We start from the raw sequence: 16,364 nt of genomic DNA on the forward strand, positions 1-16,364 counted from the left end.
TTGGCGACATGCCCACGCTGCTGCACATCGACTCCTCGGCCGACCTCACCCACTCCCGCTCGCGCGCACTGACCGCGGCCTTCGCCGACGCCTGGCGCGCCCGCGGCCCGGAGTACACGGTCGTCCGGCGGGACGTGCACGTCGACCCGCTCCCCCACCTGGAGAGCTCGGCGCTGCACTGGGCCGCCGCCGACCGCACCGCCGAGGAGACCGTCGCGCCCGAGGCCGAGGCCCTGCGTCAGGAGGTCATCGACGAGCTCCTGGCCGCCGACGTCGTCGTGGTGGGTGCGCCGCTGTACAACTACACCGTGCCGTCGACCCTGAAGGCCTGGATCGACCGCATCCACGTGCCCGGCATCCTGACCGGCGGCGTGCAGCCCCTGGCCGGACGACCCGTCGTCACCGTGGTGAGCCGCGGCGCGACCTACGACGCCGGCACCCCGACCGAGGGCTGGGACCACGGCTCCCCCGTCCTGCACATCGTGCTCGGCACCGCGCTCGGCATGAAGCTGTACCCGATCACCGTCAGCGCGACCCTGGCCGACCGACTGCCGGACCTCGCACCGCTGGCCGACCACGCCGCCGCGGAGTTCGCCGACGCGAGGACGACGATCGAGCGCCTCGCGACGACCCTCGGCTGAGGTCAGGCGGGCCGGATCTCGCCGGCCCGCCCGAGCAGCTCCGCGTGGAAGGCCGTCTGCGTCAGCGCGCTCGCGAGCAGGAACCCGGTCATCGACTCGATCCCGCCGCTGAAGGGCACCCGGGCCGCGACCTCGAACAGCGTCGGACGGTCCAGCGCATCGAGGGCCGCGGCGACGTGACGGGAGCGCTCCTCCCGGTGCCGGGCCAGGGTCTCGGCGCGGGTGACGACGTCACGGAACCGGTACTCGTGCCCCGGGCAGACCTCGAGGTCGGCGTACGGGTCGAGCCGCGCGAGCGACGCCAGGTAGTCCCCGAGCGGGTTCGTGCCGGTCCGGCCGCCGAGCCCGATGCCGGAGTTGATCCGCGGCAGCACGTGGTCGCCGGAGAACAGCAGCCCGTCGGCCTCGTCGAGGAAGCAGACGTGCCCGGTCGTGTGTCCCGGGGTCCAGAGCGTCCGGATCGTCCGACCGGGGATCGGCAGCAGGTTGCCGTCCTCGAGCACCACGTCGGCGTACGGCGCCTCGATCCGGCCCATCCCGATCCGGCGTCCGCTGCCCCTTGCTTCGACGACCCCGGCCCGCAGGTGCTCGGGCAGCCCCCACGTCGCGATGTCCGCGTCGTTCCGCTCGGCGTCGATCCGCTCCCGTTCGAGCGCGCTGACCTCGAGGCCGTGCATCGCCACACGAGCCCCCGTCGCCCGGCGGACGGCCGCCGCGGCACCCAGGTGGTCGGCGTGCAGGTGCGTCACGGCCACGAGCGACACGTCGTCCAGGCTCCGTCCGATCGTGGCGAGCCCGTCCCGCAGCTCGGCGAGTCCGCCGTCGGCCGACCACCCGGGGTCGATCACCGCGAGCGAGCCGTCCGACCCCTCGACGACGTAGACCAGGGTGGCGTCGGGCACCCCGAACCGGAACGGCACCGCGAGGGTCCAGATCCCCGGCCGGACCTGCTCGACGGGCGGCAGGACACCGTCGCGGAGCGCGGCGGCCTGCACGGGGCTGATCGGTTCCGGGGCCGGCGCTGCCGGCGGGGGCACGGTCGTCACGCCGGCCACCCTACCGACGCGAGCCCGACCTGCCCGGGGTGAGCCGGGCCTCCCGGCCGCGCATCCGCGCGAGTAGACAGGACCCATGGAGATCGCACCGATGCTCGCCAAGGCCGTCGCCACCGTCCCCGACCCGGACAGCACGAAGGGCGGGCTGCGGTACGAACCGAAGTGGGACGGCTTCCGCGGCATCGTGACCATCGACGGCGACGCCGTGGAGATCGGCAGCCGCGGCGCCAAGCCGCTCACCCGGTACTTCCCCGAGCTCGTCGAGGCGTTCCGCGCGCAGTTCGGCGGCCGCGACCACCCGGTCGTCCTGGACGGCGAGGTGATCCTGCGGTCCGGCGAGCCCGGTGCCGAGCGCCTCGACTGGGAGGCGCTGTCGCAGCGCATCCACCCGGCGGCCTCGCGGATCGCCAAGCTCAGCGTCGAGACCCCGGCGCAGTTCGTCGCGTTCGACCTGCTGGCCGTCGACGGGCAGGAGCTCCTCGACCTGCCCTTCGACGAGCGTCGTGAGCGCCTGGAACAACTCGGCGACGCGATGACCGACCCGCTCTTCGTCACCCGCACCACGCTCGACGTGGAGCAGGCCCGCGAGTGGCTCACCACCTTCGAGGGCGCGGGACTCGACGGCGTCGTCGCGAAGCCCCGCGCGCGGGCGTACGAGCCGAACAAGCGCTCCATGCTCAAGGTCAAGCACCACCGCACCGCCGACGTCGTCGCGATCGGCTACCGCGTGCACAAGAGCGGTTCCGGCGTCGGGTCGCTGCTGGTCGGCCTGTACGACGCGGACGGCGAGCTCCGCCAGGTCGGCGGCGTCTCCGCCTTCTCCGACAAGCGCCGGGCCGCGTTGATCGACGAGCTCGAGCCCGTCGTGCTCCGCGATGCGGACGGGAGGCCCGTCACCGGTGACGGGGAACGGTCACGGTTCTCGTCGGGTCGCGACACGTCGTTCGTCCGGCTGGCGCCGGAGTTGGTACTCGAGGTCCGGTACGACCAGATGGAGGGCGACCGGTTCCGGCACACCGTGCAGTTCGAGCGGTGGCGGCCCGACCGTGACGCGACGTCGTGCGGGTTCGAGCAGCTCGATGTACCGAGTGCGTACGACCTGAACGACGTGCTGTCCTGACGGTGGAACGCGACCCGGTGTCCGTTTGTCGCTGTTCTGTCCTGGTTCCGGAAAAGTAGTTAGCCGAACTAGTGAAGCCGTGCCAGGATGATGTCAGCAGCACGAGGCCTCCAGCCCGGATGCCCGGATCGAAAGCGGTCGACATGAGCACCAGCACGCTTGTCCGCCACCCTCGGCGGAGCCCCTTCACAGAAGTCCGAGAGGCACGGCGCCAGCGCGTCCTGCAGCTCAGCGCGGTCATCAGCGCCATCGCCGGCGTGACCGCCACGGCACTCGCACTCGTCACGGTCGGACTCGGCTCGTGATCGTCGACGGCATCACCGACGTGCACCGCGGCACCTGGTCGCGGCTCACCCGCCTGCACACCGCCAGCATCGGGCTGCCGACGCACACCACGCGCGTCGAGGACCCGGACCGTCAGCGGGACGTCTCCTCCGCAGCCTGAGGCTCGGCTGCCCGGCTGCCCGGCTGCCCGGCTGCTCGGCCGCTCGGCCTCAGCTGGGCTTCTTCGCCCGTGAGGGCTGCACACGCGGCGGCTCCCCGGGCATCTTCGGGAAGTCCGGCGGGAACGGCAGCTCACCCTCGCCGTTCGCCAGGTCCCGTTCCCACCACTCGAGCAGCGGTGCGATGCTGCCCGGCTGCTCCCCCATCGACTCCCACGGGTCGCCGGTCGTCCGCAGCCGCTCCGGCACCGTGCGGATCGTGAAGGCGGTCGGGTCGGCGGTTCGCAGTTCGTCCCACGTGATCGGCGTGGACACCGAGGCGTGCGCCAGGGCCCGGGGGCTGTAGGCGCCGGCCATCGTGCGGTCGCGGTTCGCCTGGTTGAAGTCGACGAAGATCCGCTGCCCCCGCTCCTCCTTCCACCACGCCGTCGTGACCTGGTCGGGCATCCGGCGTTCGAGCTCGCGTGCCGCGGCGATCACCGCGTGCCGCACCTCGAGGAACTCGTGCTCGGGGCGGATCGGCGCGAACACGTGCAGGCCGCGGTTGCCGCTCGTCTTGATCCAGGTGGTCAGGCCGACCTCGTCGAGGACCTTCCGCAGCTCCTCGGCCACCGGCACCGTGTCGCCGAAGTCGGTGCCGGGCTGCGGGTCGAGGTCGATGCGGAGCTGGTCCGGGTGGTCGCTGTCCTCGGCACGAGAGGCCCACGGGTGGAACACCACCGTGTTCATCTGGGAGGCCCACACCGCCACGGCCGGCTCGTCGATCACGAGCTGCGGGTGCGACCGGGCACTCGGGTAGGTCACCGTGACCGAGCGGACGTAGTCGGGCGCCCCCTTCGGCGGGTTCTTCGAGAAGAACTGCTCGCCGTCGACACCGCCCGGGAACCGCTGCAGTGAGATCGGCCGGTCGCCGTTCGCCCGGACGAAGGCATCGCCCACCGTTACGAGGTACTCCGCCAGGTCGAGCTTCGTGATGCCCGCCTCGGGCCAGAGCACCCGCGAGGGGCTGCTGATCCGGACCTCGCGGTCACCGTCGGGTCCCGGCACCCGCACCGTCGTCGCTTCGCTCGCCATGCAGCGGACCGTACACGCGTGCCGGGTGCCTGCCCGCAGCCGAGTATGCGCCTCGGCGCTCCCGCTGAACACCGGTGTTCCCTGGTCGAACACGCGCACGCCGGTGTTCAGCGCGCGGACACCGGTGTCTTGCGGCCAGGGGTCGGCAGGATGGGCGGGTGAACGCGTACCTCGGCATCGACCTCGCGTGGGGGCTCGGCTCCGAGCGCAAGGCCGCGAACGAGACCGGGCTGGTCGCGATGGACCACGACGGCACGATCACCGACGCCGGCTGGGCCCGCGGGGTCGACGCCGTCACCGACTGGATCGCTGCTCACCTCGGGCCACGATCCCTGATCGCCGTGGACGCCTCGCTCGTCGTGACGAACCCGACGGGCATCCGCGAGTCCGAGCGGCAGGTCGGGCAGCGCTACGGCCGGTGGAAGGTCGCGGCGAACCCGACCAACCAGGCGTCGGCGGCGAGCGCCGGTTCGGCGCTGCTCGACCGGCTGACCGCGCTGGGCGTCGGGTACGTCTCCGGCACGGAGTCGATGCGACAACGCACCGGTCCGGCGGTGTTCGAGTGTTACCCGTACACGACGCTGGTCGGGGTGGAGGAGCTCGGCTACGACGTGGAACGACCCCGGTACAAGCGGCTCGGCCTCCGGATCCCCGCCGTCGAGGCACGTGCCCGTCGCGCCGAGGCCTTCGACGAGCTGGTCCGGCGGCTGCGCGAGACCCCGCTCGACCCGCCGCTGCTGCTCGACTCCAACCCGCTGACGCAGCGGCTCGCCGACCCATCGGTGCTGCACGGTCCGACGCACAAGCACCGCGAGGACCTGCTCGACGGGGCCCTGTGCGCGTGGACGGCAGCGTTCTGGGAGCGACACGGCGACGACCGCGTGCAGATCCTGGGAGGTGAACCTCCCCACCGACCCGCTGGACGAGGCGGGCCGCCGGCCCGTCGTGGTGGCACCCGCGCGCCCGTCGCAGCGGAGGCCGCGCGGCTAGGGTTGAGCGGTGAGCGCGACGACCGAACCCCTGCACATCGGGCTGGTGTCGCTGCACACCTCCCCCGGAGACGAACCCGGTTCGGGCGAGGTCGGCGGCATGAACGTCGTCGTCCGGCACCAGGCCGAGGCGCTGGCCGACCTGGGCCACCACGTGGACATCATCACGCGCCGGTCCGCCCCCACGCAGCCGGACTCGGTGTCGCTCGTGCCGGGCGTGTGCCTGCGGTTCCTGTCCGCGGGGCCGGCGGAGCCGGTGCCCAAGGGCGAGCACGACGCGTTCATCGAGCCGTTCCGTCACGAGCTCGAGCAGCTCGGGCCGTTCGACGTCCTGCACTCGCACCACTGGTTCTCCGGGGCGGCCGCACTGCCCGTCGCCCGCGAGCGCGGCATCCCCCACGTGCAGTCGTTCCACTCCATCGCCGCCGACCCGGCCACGCCGCTGTCCGAGGGCGAACGCCCCGAGTCGGCGGGCCGCATCGCCGGCGAGGAACTGCTGGCCCGCGAGTCGGACGCCGTCGTCGTGGTGTCCGAAGCCGAGGCTTCGACCGTGCGCACCCGGCTCGGTGGGGACGACGCCCGCATCTGGATCGTGCCGCCGGGGGTCGACGGGTCCGTCTTCCGTCCCGCCGCGGTCGGTGCGCGCCGCGCCGCCACCCCCTACGTGGTCGCGGCGGCGCGCGTGCAGCCGCTCAAGGGGCTGGACCTGGCGATCGAGGCGATCGCCGACATCAGCCTGGAGGCCCGCCCCACGTTGGTCATCGCGGGCGACGTCTCGAGTGAGGCGGGCGACTACGTGGACGAACTGCGTCGGCTCGCCGACGCGCGGGGTATCGCCGACCACGTCACCTTCATCGGGCCGCAGTCGCGTGCGGACCTGGCGTTCCTGTTCCGCGGCGCGGCAGCCGTGCTCGTGCCGTCCCACTCCGAGACCTACGGGCTCGTCGCGCTCGAGGGCTCCGCTTCCGGGGTGCCGGTCGTGGCCGCCGCTGCCGGGGGCCTGCGTGAGGCCGTGGTCGACGGGGAGACGGGCGTCGTGCTCGAGTCCCGCGACCCGCAGGACTGGGCGGACGAGATCGAACGGATCCTGACGGATGCGGGGTACGCCGCCGGGCTCGCCGCTGCGGGGCGGGAGCACGCGGAGCGGCTGAGCTGGGAGCGATCGGCCGCGGGGCTCGAGGACGTCTACCGCCGGATGCTCGGGCGATCGTGAGCGGGACAGGCGGGCGGTTCGCCGCGTTCTGGGCGGCGCTCGACGCCGTGCCCGTCGAGTCGGACGCCGAGGCGCTGTACGACGTCGGATCGACCGCGGGACGGCTGCGGCGCGCGAACCTGACGCGGTACCTGGAGCAGGCCGGGGCAGGGGCGGACACGTTGCTCGTGGCCGAGGCCCCGGGGTGGCGCGGCATGACGAACACGGGTGTGCCGTTCACGAGCATGCGCGAACTGGGGCCGGGGTACTCGGCGCCACCGGAGCCGACGGCACCGTGGGAGGCCTCGTCGCGCGTCGTGCACGCCGCGCTGGAGGGCTGGCGCGGTCCGCTCCCGGTCGCGTGGGCGATCTTCCCGCACCACCCCTTCGTGGCGCCGGACCGGCTGACGAACCGGACGCCGCGTCCCGCCGAGGTCCGCTCGGGCGCGCCCGTCGCGCTCGCGCTGCTGGAGGCCCTCGGCGGCGTCGACCGGGTCCGGGTGGTCGCCGTCGGTCGGAAGGCTCAGGGAGCGCTCGCCCTGGCCGGAATCGAGGCGATCGCCGTGCGGCACCCGGCGCAGGGCGGCGCGAAGCAGTTCACCGAACAGCTGCGGACGCTGGACCACTAGCCGTCGGTCCGTCCCAGTCGAGTCCCGCTCAGGCGGAGCGGACCTCGACGCCCTTGGCCGCGAGCCGCTCGGCGACGTGGGCGGGCAGCGGTGCGGCGGCGTACACGGTACGGAGCTCCGGCAGGTCGAGCACGTCGTCCCAGTTCTGCGGGTCGAAGCGGTCGTCCGAGCCGTCCCAACCGGGGTGGACGTCCCGCAGGACCTCGAGGTCGGAGTCCACCGTGATCTCGGTGACGAGCGACAGGTGCGACGGCAGCAGGTCGAGGTCGTCGTAGTACTCGCGCGCCCGGTCGTCCTGCCCGTCGACGTCGAGATCCTCGTCGGTCTCGTCCTCGGCGTCCGGGTCGTAGGGGTCGAGGACGTCGAGGTCGTAGCAGAGGACGTCGAGCACCAGGAGCTTCGCGTTGAAGTCCGCGAACTCGATGGGCTCCTCGGTGGTGTTCGACTGCTGGTCCATGGCCGGAGCGTATCCGTCGCCGAGCGACAGTGTTGCGATCGCGAGAAACCTCCCTGTGGGACTGGACAGAAAGGCATCTCGCGCGCAAGGGTGACGCATGGCCACCACCAAGACGGACCGCCCACAGCAGGAGCAGCACGAGCTCCGGCGGGTCATCGGTCCCAAGCTCCTGCTGCTCTTCATCGTCGGCGACATCCTCGGCACGGGTGTCTACGCGCTCACCGGCCAGGTCGCGGCCGAGGTCGGCGGGGCAGCGTGGCTCCCCTTCCTCATCGCGTTCGCGGTCGCGCTGCTGACGGCGTTCTCGTACCTCGAACTCGTGACGAAGTACCCGCAGACCGCCGGTGCCGCCCTCTACGTGCACAAGGCGTTCGGCATCCACTTCGTCACCTTCATCGTGACGTTCATCGTGATGTGTTCCGGGATCACGTCGGCGTCGACGGCATCGCGGGCGTTCGCGGCGAACCTCGGCGCCGGGTTCGGCATCGAGCTGCCGAACGGCGTGGTGATGCTCATCGCGATGGGCTTCATGCTCGCGGTGATGTTCATCAACTTCCGCGGGGTGAGCGAGAGCGTCAAGACGAACGTCGTGCTGACGCTCGTCGAGCTGTCCGGTCTCGTCATGGTGATCCTGATCGGGTTCTGGGCGATCGCGGGCGGCAACGCGGACTTCTCGCGGGTCGTGATGTTCGAGACGCCGGAGGACAAGTCCCTGCTGCTGTCGATCAGCACCGCGACGTCGCTGGCGTTCTTCGCGATGGTCGGCTTCGAGGACTCGGTCAACATGGCCGAGGAGACCAAGGACCCCTCGCGCATCTTCCCGAAGATCATGCTCACGGGCCTCGGCATCACCGCCGTGATCTACGTGCTCGTGTCGATCTGCGCCGTGGCCGTGGTGCCGATCGGTGAACTGGCCGGCAACGAGACCCCGCTCGTCACCGTCGTGCAGACCGCCGCGCCGGACTTCCCGATCGCCGACCTGCTGCCCTTCATCTCGATGTTCGCCGTCGCCAACACGGCCCTGATCAACATGATGATGGCGTCGCGCCTGCTCTACGGCATGAGCAAGCAGGGCGTGCTGCCGGGCTTCCTGTCCCGCATCTCCCCCGCCCGGCGCACCCCGTCGACCGCGATCGTCTTCACCACGCTCATCTCGCTGCTGCTGATCGGGTGGGTCTCGCTCGACCCGGACTCCCCCATCGTCGTCGTCCTCGGTGGCACCACCTCGCTGTTGCTGCTGACGGTGTTCGCCGTCGTCAACGTGACCGTGCTCGTGCTGCGCCGCGACAAGGTCGACCACAAGCACTTCCGCGCCGGCGTCATCATCCCGGTCATCGGCATCGTCACGTGCCTGTGGCTCGTCATGCCGTTCTCGTCCGGTCGCGACCCGCAGCAGTACCAGATCGCCGGCGCGCTGCTGGCCCTGGGCGTGCTGCTCTGGGTCCTGACCTGGTTCACCCACGGACGGAAGCAGGCCGAGAAGGCCCCGACCGGACTCGTGACGGAGCCGACGAAGGTGCAGCGCCCGCCGCACGACAGCTGAGCACCCACGCACGAATCCTGACGGTTCTGGTTCGCGAAGCCCCCGCTTCGTGAACCAGAACCGTCTCTCGTTGCCGGCGATGCACCTGCCCCGCGGCGAGCAACGAACCCCGACCGCGAACCGCGGAGCGTGCGATCACGGCGGGCCGCCGCACGCTTCCCAGGAGGCGCCCGTACGCTCGTGCTGCCCTTCCTGCTCCGCCCGCCCAGCCCGTCGAGAGGTCCGTCATGCGCCGTGTCGGCATCACCCTCGCCTCGGTGTTCGGCGCCGGGATCGTGGCGGTCGGCATCGGCGTGGTCGTCCTCGTCGTGATTGCGGTCAACTCGCTCGCCGACATCGCGAAGTCGAGCGCCGCCACCCCGACTCCCGCGTGCCCGGCCGTCGCCTCGAAGACGATCGGCGGGATGGTCGTACCGGCCGGACCCGTCGGCGGCTTCTGCCAGGACCGCCTGGTCAACGCCGCACACGTGATCGAAGCCGCCCAGGCACTCGGCATCGGTCCGCACACGCAGGCCGTCGGGGTCATGACCGCCATCGGGGAGTCGAGCCTGGTGAACCTCGACCACGGCGACGCAGCCGGCCCGGACAGCCGAGGCCTGTTCCAGCAGCGCGACAACGGCGCCTGGGGCACGTACGAGCAGCGGATGGACCCGTACACGGCCGCGTCGATGTTCTACGCGAAGCTGGTGAAGGTGCCCGGCTGGAAGACGATGAGCCCGACGCAGATGGCGCACGCGGTGCAGATCAACTCGGACCCGGACCACTACGCGAAGTCGTGGCCGCAGGCGAAGGCGATCGTCGAGGAGCTCACCGGCCAGGACGTGCCGGACACCGCTCCCCAGGGCTGACCGCTCACGAGGCCACCGCCTTCGTGTCCTCGTCGAACTCGACGATCGCGGCTCCCCCGGAGTGCACGACGACCTGTGCGCGGAGCCGGACCGACTGCTCGTCGAGGGCGCACGCGCAGGCGTCGACCCACTCCCAGTCCACCGGGTAGAGCCGGTCGGCGTCAGGACGCTCCCACACGAGCACGACGTCGACGGCCCCGAGCTGCGCCACGATGTCCGCGATCAGGGCCGCGAAGTCGTCCACGTGCTCGTCCGGGGAGTACGGCAGGTCGGCGATCGGCAGCAGGAACGGGATCGACATCCCCCGGTCGTCGAGGAACAGCACCCAGCACTGCCGGCGCAGCGGTCGTTCGACGACGGCTTCGACGAGTCGGACGACGTCGTCGTCGGTGTGGACGGGTTCACGGATCAGGCGGTCGAGCATCTCGGTGTCAGGCATGGCTCCAGCGTGTCGGTTCGAACACCGCCAGCGAGGCGCACCTCGGCTTCTGTGGAGAGACACGCGACCCTGCCCACCTGTGGAGGAAGAAGCGCCTAGATGCCGTGTGTGACCGAGCTGTCGACGAGCAACAGCGAGGCGAAGAACACCGCCACGATCGCCGCCATGCCGACGAGCACCACCGGCCAGGTCAGCCGACGCCGCACGAGCCGCAGCACGCAGACCGCGAGCGTCGCGACCAGTACCGCCGCCACGACGATCGGCCCCACGACGACGACCGAGTCACCCAGCGTCTCGTTGCAGGTGTTGCCCGGGGCCGCGCACGACACGAACGCGAGCGACATCAGTCTGATCGCCCACCCCGCTGCCAACGCGCCGACCGTGAGCACCACGAGCAGGGCGGTGGAGGCGACCACGTCCGCGACGCGGCTGCGGCCTGTCAGGGGGTGGCGGGCCTCCCGACCGAAACGTGCCGGACCGGACCCGAGCGGATCGGGACCCGCGCCGGCTGGCGGGCCGCTCTGGCGCGCGGGCGCGCCCATCAGGAGCGCCGGCCGCGCGTCGACCAGAGGGCGAGCGCGATGAGGACGGGCTGACCGAACAGGCGGACGAAGCGCTTCTCGTCACTGTCCAGACCGAAGGCGTCGCGCCGGTTCATCCACTGCGACAGGTTGCCGGGGAAGATGACCGTGAAGAACACGGCCGCGACCGAGCCGACGAAGCGGCGGGTCGGCTTCGGAGCGAGCACCAGGGCCGAGCCGAGCGTGATCTCCGCGACCCCCGACGCGAGCACCGTCGTGTCGTCGTCCAGTGGGACGAAGTCGGGCACCTGCGCCGTGAACTCCTTGCGCGCGAAGGTGAGGTGGCTCGTGCCCGCGACGACGAGGGCCAGGCCGAGCAGGACGCGGAAGACAGAACGCATGCCCCCATGGTGCCCGCTCCCTCGATCCGGTGCCCGCGCTGCGCGACGTGGACGTGCACGAAGCGAGGTTCACTCGCTATCATGCGGTCCATGGGAGCAGTCGCTCGGGACCACGAACCGCCGGCAGCTCCGGCGACCTTCGCGGTGTTGCTCGGACCGGTCGCGTTCTACCTCGGCATCATCGTGCCCGCGCAGTCGACCGTGCGGCACGTGCTGCTCGGCGCCGTGTTCGGGCTGGTGTGCGTGCTGAGCGGCTGGCGGGCGATCCGGATCGCCGGTCGGCGTCGAGCGGTGCAGGCGTGGTCGTGGATCGGCATCGTGATCGGGACCGCCGGGCTCGTCATGCTCGTCTGGCAGGTGCTCGTCATCGTCACCGGGGGCGCGTTCCCGCCGCCGTTCTGGTCGCCGTACGCCAACCGCTGACGCGGTCCGGCCTGGAGGCCCGGATCGGGTCCGCCCCGTCGCGCGCGGCTCCGGTCGGTCCGGATCAGGGCCGCCCCGCCTGACGACGCCGGGTCACCAGCCGAGCGTGCCGGGGGCTCCCTTGAACGGTCCGACGATGTCCGACGTGATCCAGCCACCGTAGAAGTCGCCGTCCTGCGCCTGGACCCGTTCGCCGCCGACCTCGCACGAGTCCATCGCCGACGGGTAGATCGCCACGCGCTCCCGCAGCGACTCGTAGCCGGGCACGGGCGTCGGGTAGTTCCAGGCGGCACGGCTCGCGACCGTCCCGTCGCCGCCGACGACGTCGAAGTAGCGCGCCAGGCCCTTGAACTCGCACATGCTCGAACCGGACGCCTTCACGAGCGCGCCCTCGGCCAGGTCGGCCGTCGGCAGGTAGTAGACCGGCGGGTGCGAGGTCTCGAGCACGCGGAGGGCGTCGGTCGTGTCGGCGACGACCGTGCCGCCGAGACGGACGACGACGCGGGCGGTGACCCGCTCGACGGCGGGTGGGCGGGGGTAGTCCCAGACGGACTCCTGGCCGGGGCCGGGCTCGGTCCTCTTCGGGTGGCGCATGCTCCAGGTCTACGCCCGGCGCCTGCGGTGCGGCCGCGTGCGTGCGCGGGGCTGCTTTCGTGCGCCCGACCTTTCGCGCCCAGCGACAGTTCACGGGATCGGCGGCGCGAGAAGTGTCGCCCACCGCGAAACCCCGCCGCGCACGCGCTCAGCCAGCCGCCCGAACACCCACAGCCCGCACGTGCGCGCGACCGCCTCCGGGTGCACCATGGGCGGGTGACGACGACGACACGCACCCTGTTCCGACGGAAGCCCATCGACACGATCGATGACGAGGCCGGGGGCGAGGACGGCCTGAAACGGCACCTCGGTCTGTGGCAGCTCACCGCGATCGGCATCGGCGGCATCATCGGCGCCGGCATCTTCACCCTCGCCGGCACCGTCGCGAACGGCGTCGCCGGGCCCGCGGTGCTGATCAGCTTCCTGGTCGCCGGGGTCGCGAGCGCCGCCGCTGCCCTGTCGTACGCCGAGTTCGCGGGGCTCATCCCGAAGGCCGGCAGCGCGTACACGTACGGCTACGCGGTGCTCGGCGAGATCGTCGGGTGGTTCATCGGCTGGGACCTGCTGCTCGAGTACACGGCGATCGTGGCGGTGGTCGCGATCGGCATCTCCGGCTACGTGGGGTTCCTGGTCGGCCAGTTCGGCATCGACCTGCCCGCGTGGATGCTCGGCGCCCCGGGCACCGGTGACGGGCACGTGATCGACGTCTTCGCGATCGCGCTGTGCCTGCTCACCGCGTTCGTGCTGACGCGCGGCATCCGCAGCGCCGCCCGGTTCGAGTTCGTCGCCGTCGGCATCAAGGTGGCGCTCGTCGTGCTCATCGTCGTGCTCGGCGTGTTCCACATCAACAGTGCGAACTACTCCCCGTACTTCCCGTTCGGCTTCGGCGGCGTGATGACCGGTGCCGCGACCGTGTTCTTCGCCGTGTTCGGCTACGACGCCATGTCCACCGCGGCCGAGGAGTCCACCGACGCCCGCAAGCACATGCCGAAGGCGATCCTGCTGTCCCTCGGCATCTCGATGGTGCTGTACGTCCTGGCGACCCTCGTGCTCACCGGGATGCAGAAGTACACCGACATCGACCCGGCGTCGGGCTTCTCGTCGGCGTTCGCGTCCGTCGGCCTCGGCGGTGTCGCCAACGTCATCGCGATCGGTGCCATCGTCGGCATCGTCACGGTGCTGGTGACGTTCATGCTCGGTGCCTCACGCGTCTGGTTCTCGATGAGCCGCGACGGTCTGATGCCGAAGTGGTTCGCGAAGACCGACCCGAAGCGGCACGTGCCGACCCGCGTGACCTGGATCCTCGGCATCGCGTCGGCGATCCTGGCCGGGGTGCTGCCCATCGGTGTCGTCGCCGAGCTCACGAACATCGGCATCCTGCTCGCGTTCGTCGTGGTGTGCTCGGCCGTGGTGGTGCTGCGCTACCGGCAGCCCGACCTGGATCGCCAGTTCCGGCTGCCGTTCATGCCCGTCATCCCGATCATCGGCGTCATCGCGTCGCTGTGGCTCGTCACGTTCCTGCAGTGGGAGACCTGGGTGCGGTTCGCGATCTGGTTCGCGATCGGGCTCGGGGTGTACTTCGGGTACTCACGACGCCACAGCAAGTTGGCGACGGGCGAGGTGACCGGCGGTAAGCCCCTGCACGACTGAGCACCCGACGCCCGGGAGGACCTGCCGGGTGCTCGCTCGTGAACAACCGGGTGTCGGCACGTTGCGATTCGGTGACGACTCTCGCTCCCCATCGCGGGAAGTGCCAGAGCTCGGGAGCTCACGTCAGCGATGGGGACTACTGAGGCCGCTTAACCGATCCGACACCGCTGCACGAGCACGTGCCCGGAGCACCAGCGAGCACACGCAGACGAGGGGCCTGCCAGATCGCCGGCAGGCCCCTCGTCCGTGCAGTGGTCGGTGGTCAGCGCTTGAGCTCGCTGACCAGGCCCGCGCGGTTCTTCTTCGCGACCGCGATGATGCCCTCGACGTTGCCGGCGGCCTGGATGGCGACCGGTTCGCCGTACTGCGCCGCGAGTGCAGCGCGGAGGTTGCCGAGCGAACCCGGGACGTTGTAGGCCGACTTCAGCTCGTTGAGGAAGTCGGTGTCGATCTCGACCGCCGTGAACTCGCCGACGAGCCAGGTGCGTCCGTTGTTGGTGATGAGCTTCATGTCTGTGTCTTCCTGTCGTTCGTTGACGGGCGGTGCTGGTTCTTCCGGCTGGTAGGAGCCGTCGTACTCGAAGTGCCACGGTTCACGGGAGTCGAAACCGTCGCCGACCGGCTGCCAGCCGAAGGTCGGGCCGTTGGCGTTCATCCACGCCTTCTCGGGCGTGCCGTAGCTGTTGACACCTCCGCTGAAGTCCACGGCCCGACCCAACCCGTGGATCGAGGTCCCGGGGTACGCCGCCTGGTTGAACCCAGGCTTCTGCTGGATGTACCCCTGGTAGAGGTACTCCTGGCGCGCGTAGTCCCGGTACCCCTCGGCCATCGTCATCGGCTTGTTGAGCGCGGCCTGGTACGCCTTGCCCAGGGCGAAGTAGGCCGTGGCGGCGCTCGCCAGCAGGTACTGCTTGCCCAGGGCGTTCGTCGACTCCGCCACGTAGGTCAGCTCGCTGACCGGGATCTTGCCGTTCGCGAATTCTTCGGCCGCCCTGGCCGAGAACGCACGATCCCGCGTCGAGGTCGACTCGGGGTACGACGGGTACGTCAGGTTCGACGGCTCGACGCCGAACGCCCGAGACGTGCCACTGAGCGTCGCCGCAGTGACTGCTGCCGCGGCAGCGAAGAGCAGGACGGATCGTCTGCTCGTCTCCCCGAGGAAGACGGGATGACCGTCGTCCTCGGTCGGACCGGATGGACTGCTCATGGAGCTCCCCTCAGGGGGTACGCCCCTCGCACCCCCCGAGCAGACTGTCAGTTCTACCCCAAGCCGGGGGACCCCCATTTCGAGGGGTGCTCACGCTGCCGGGAGGAGCAGAGCTCAGCGCCGCAACGTCTCCCGCGGGTACTCCCCGAACCGGTTCGCGTACACCGACGCGAACCGCCCCATGTGCGCGAAGCCCCAGCGCCGCGCGACGTCCGCCACCGAGGTCGCCTGCGGGTCGAGGATCCGAAGTTCCTCGTGCACCCGCCCGAGCCGAACCTCGCGCAGGTACGTCATCGGCGAGCGCTCGAACGCCCGCTGGAACGACTCCTGGATCCCGCGGATGCTCAGCCCCGCAGCCTGCGCGATGTCGGCGACGGTCAGGGGCTCGTGCGCGTGCGCCTGGATGAACTCGACCCCGGCCCGGAGGCGTCCGTCGCTGCGGGTGCCGTAGCCGGCGGGGAACCGTTCGGCCTGCAGCGGGTAGATCCGGAACAGCGCACGGGCGACGTCGCGCTGCGCCTCGTGCCAGGCGAGGGACCCCTCGCCCTCCTCGCGGAGGGCCCGGAGCGCCCCCGACACGGCGGTGCGCCAGAGTCCGACGGCGGCGGGGTCCGGCGCCGCGGTGGTGTCGAACGCCATGGTGCCGTCGACCAGGTGGTCCTCGGCGGCGACGTCGAGCACCAGGTCGCGGCGCAGGTGCACCAGGCGCTGGTCCCAGTCCTGGTACTCCATCTCGAACCGGCGCTCGACGGGGAACATGGTGGGGATGCCCGGCTGCATGCGGACCTCGTCCCGGCCGACGTCGACGCGGGCCTCACCGCGCTCGAGCCACTGCACGACGACCTCGCCCTCGGTGGCGACGTCTCCTCGCAGGTACCCGTGCATCTGGGAACGGCGGATGCTCAGCCGTTCGTCACCGACGCCGACGTACTTGAACCAGTAGTCCTGGTCGAGGGCGCGGGAGTACCAGGACTTGCCCGCGTACATGCCAGCGAGCGAGCTGATGGCTTCGTCGGTGTCCTGGCCTGCCACGGCGACGAGCGAACGTGGTGGAGCAGGCAGGTGGACAGGCGACTGCGACTCGGTCGTGTCGGTCATGGGAACACCTCTCTCTCCTGGAGCAGAGCGGTGTGGTCAC

General features: G+C 71.1%; 19 protein-coding genes. 10 read left to right on the forward strand and 9 right to left on the reverse strand.

Annotated elements, in window-relative coordinates; translation table 11 throughout:
* Positions 1–8 precede the first annotated feature (8 nt).
* Positions 9–641 (forward strand): FMN-dependent NADH-azoreductase, encoded by a 633-nt coding sequence (locus tag DEI85_RS10235; protein WP_111123918.1) that lies wholly within the window; start codon positions 9–11, stop codon positions 639–641.
* Between the two features lie 2 nt (positions 642–643).
* Here the strand turns inward: DEI85_RS10235 and DEI85_RS10240 are convergent, their stop codons facing one another.
* Positions 644–1,687, reverse strand: a complete 1,044-nt coding sequence (locus DEI85_RS10240) for an MBL fold metallo-hydrolase (RefSeq protein WP_181436413.1) — start codon at positions 1,685–1,687, stop codon at positions 644–646.
* Between the two features lie 85 nt (positions 1,688–1,772).
* On the opposite strand from DEI85_RS10240, the gene DEI85_RS10245 reads away from it, so the two are divergent.
* The 3 genes from DEI85_RS10245 (at position 1,773) to DEI85_RS10255 (ending at position 3,261) form a co-directional block, all read left to right on the forward strand.
* The gene (locus DEI85_RS10245; RefSeq protein ID WP_111123917.1) at positions 1,773–2,816 is read left to right on the forward strand and encodes an ATP-dependent DNA ligase; all 1,044 of its coding nucleotides are present in this window, start codon (positions 1,773–1,775) and stop codon (positions 2,814–2,816) included.
* 143 nt (positions 2,817–2,959) lie between these two features.
* Positions 2,960–3,121, forward strand: coding sequence for a hypothetical protein (locus DEI85_RS10250; RefSeq protein WP_163343780.1), 162 nt, complete (start codon positions 2,960–2,962; stop codon positions 3,119–3,121).
* Positions 3,118–3,261 (forward strand): hypothetical protein, encoded by a 144-nt coding sequence (locus tag DEI85_RS10255; RefSeq protein ID WP_155896788.1) that lies wholly within the window; start codon positions 3,118–3,120, stop codon positions 3,259–3,261. The genes DEI85_RS10250 and DEI85_RS10255 overlap by 4 nt, the downstream gene beginning before the upstream one ends.
* A 49-nt stretch (positions 3,262–3,310) precedes the next feature.
* Here DEI85_RS10255 and ligD read toward each other — a convergent pair whose 3' ends face one another.
* A complete protein-coding gene (ligD, locus tag DEI85_RS10260; protein WP_111123916.1) occupies positions 3,311–4,333 on the reverse strand; it encodes a non-homologous end-joining DNA ligase in 1,023 nt (340 codons plus the stop codon).
* Positions 4,334–5,332: 999 nt separating this feature from the next.
* Here ligD and DEI85_RS10265 point away from each other — a divergent pair.
* Both DEI85_RS10265 and DEI85_RS10270 read left to right on the forward strand, forming a co-directional pair.
* Positions 5,333–6,535, forward strand: coding sequence for a glycosyltransferase (locus DEI85_RS10265; protein ID WP_111123915.1), 1,203 nt, complete (start codon positions 5,333–5,335; stop codon positions 6,533–6,535).
* Complete coding sequence (locus tag DEI85_RS10270; protein ID WP_111123914.1) at positions 6,532–7,143, forward strand: uracil-DNA glycosylase; 612 nt, start codon at positions 6,532–6,534, stop codon at positions 7,141–7,143. Before DEI85_RS10265 ends, DEI85_RS10270 begins: the two co-directional genes overlap by 4 nt.
* 28 nt (positions 7,144–7,171) lie before the next feature.
* Here the strand turns inward: DEI85_RS10270 and DEI85_RS10275 are convergent, their stop codons facing one another.
* The gene (locus DEI85_RS10275; RefSeq protein WP_110862542.1) at positions 7,172–7,600 is read right to left on the reverse strand and encodes a DUF6892 domain-containing protein; all 429 of its coding nucleotides are present in this window, start codon (positions 7,598–7,600) and stop codon (positions 7,172–7,174) included.
* A 97-nt stretch (positions 7,601–7,697) separates the two neighbouring features.
* Between DEI85_RS10275 and DEI85_RS10280 the strand changes: the two genes are divergently transcribed.
* Entirely contained in the window at positions 7,698–9,143 is a 1,446-nt protein-coding gene (locus DEI85_RS10280) for an APC family permease (protein WP_071247213.1), read from the forward strand.
* Positions 9,144–9,370: 227 nt separating this feature from the next.
* Positions 9,371–9,991 (forward strand): hypothetical protein, encoded by a 621-nt coding sequence (locus DEI85_RS10285; RefSeq protein WP_111091054.1) that lies wholly within the window; start codon positions 9,371–9,373, stop codon positions 9,989–9,991.
* 4 nt (positions 9,992–9,995) lie between these two features.
* Here DEI85_RS10285 and DEI85_RS10290 read toward each other — a convergent pair whose 3' ends face one another.
* From DEI85_RS10290 to DEI85_RS10300, 3 genes are all read right to left on the reverse strand, one after another.
* The gene (locus DEI85_RS10290) at positions 9,996–10,430 is read right to left on the reverse strand and encodes a hypothetical protein (RefSeq protein WP_111123913.1); all 435 of its coding nucleotides are present in this window, start codon (positions 10,428–10,430) and stop codon (positions 9,996–9,998) included.
* Between the two features lie 95 nt (positions 10,431–10,525).
* Positions 10,526–10,972: a DUF6264 family protein gene (locus DEI85_RS10295; protein ID WP_220035389.1), complete on the reverse strand. Its 447-nt coding sequence runs from the start codon at positions 10,970–10,972 to the stop codon at positions 10,526–10,528.
* Positions 10,972–11,352: a DoxX family protein gene (locus DEI85_RS10300; RefSeq protein WP_111123912.1), complete on the reverse strand. Its 381-nt coding sequence runs from the start codon at positions 11,350–11,352 to the stop codon at positions 10,972–10,974. Before DEI85_RS10300 ends, DEI85_RS10295 begins: the two co-directional genes overlap by 1 nt.
* 90 nt (positions 11,353–11,442) lie before the next feature.
* Here DEI85_RS10300 and DEI85_RS10305 point away from each other — a divergent pair, with 90 nt between their 5' ends.
* Positions 11,443–11,775, forward strand: a complete 333-nt coding sequence (locus tag DEI85_RS10305) for a hypothetical protein (RefSeq protein ID WP_111091052.1) — start codon at positions 11,443–11,445, stop codon at positions 11,773–11,775.
* A 93-nt stretch (positions 11,776–11,868) separates the two neighbouring features.
* Here the strand turns inward: DEI85_RS10305 and DEI85_RS10310 are convergent, their stop codons facing one another.
* A complete protein-coding gene (locus tag DEI85_RS10310; RefSeq protein ID WP_110862536.1) occupies positions 11,869–12,369 on the reverse strand; it encodes a DUF427 domain-containing protein in 501 nt (166 codons plus the stop codon).
* Between the two features lie 216 nt (positions 12,370–12,585).
* Between DEI85_RS10310 and DEI85_RS10315 the strand changes: the two genes are divergently transcribed.
* On the forward strand, positions 12,586–14,019 hold the full coding sequence (locus DEI85_RS10315; protein WP_111123911.1) for an amino acid permease: 1,434 nt from the start codon (positions 12,586–12,588) through the stop codon (positions 14,017–14,019).
* A 262-nt stretch (positions 14,020–14,281) separates the two neighbouring features.
* Here the strand turns inward: DEI85_RS10315 and DEI85_RS10320 are convergent, their stop codons facing one another.
* Positions 14,282–15,226, reverse strand: coding sequence for a M15 family metallopeptidase (locus tag DEI85_RS10320; protein WP_181436411.1), 945 nt, complete (start codon positions 15,224–15,226; stop codon positions 14,282–14,284).
* A 114-nt stretch (positions 15,227–15,340) separates the two neighbouring features.
* Positions 15,341–16,324: an AraC family transcriptional regulator gene (locus DEI85_RS10325; protein WP_111123909.1), complete on the reverse strand. Its 984-nt coding sequence runs from the start codon at positions 16,322–16,324 to the stop codon at positions 15,341–15,343.
* Positions 16,325–16,364: the final 40 nt, after the last annotated feature.

This window comes from Curtobacterium sp. MCBD17_026 (genome assembly GCF_003234895.2).
Taxonomy (GTDB): Bacteria; Actinomycetota; Actinomycetes; order Actinomycetales; family Microbacteriaceae; genus Curtobacterium; species Curtobacterium flaccumfaciens.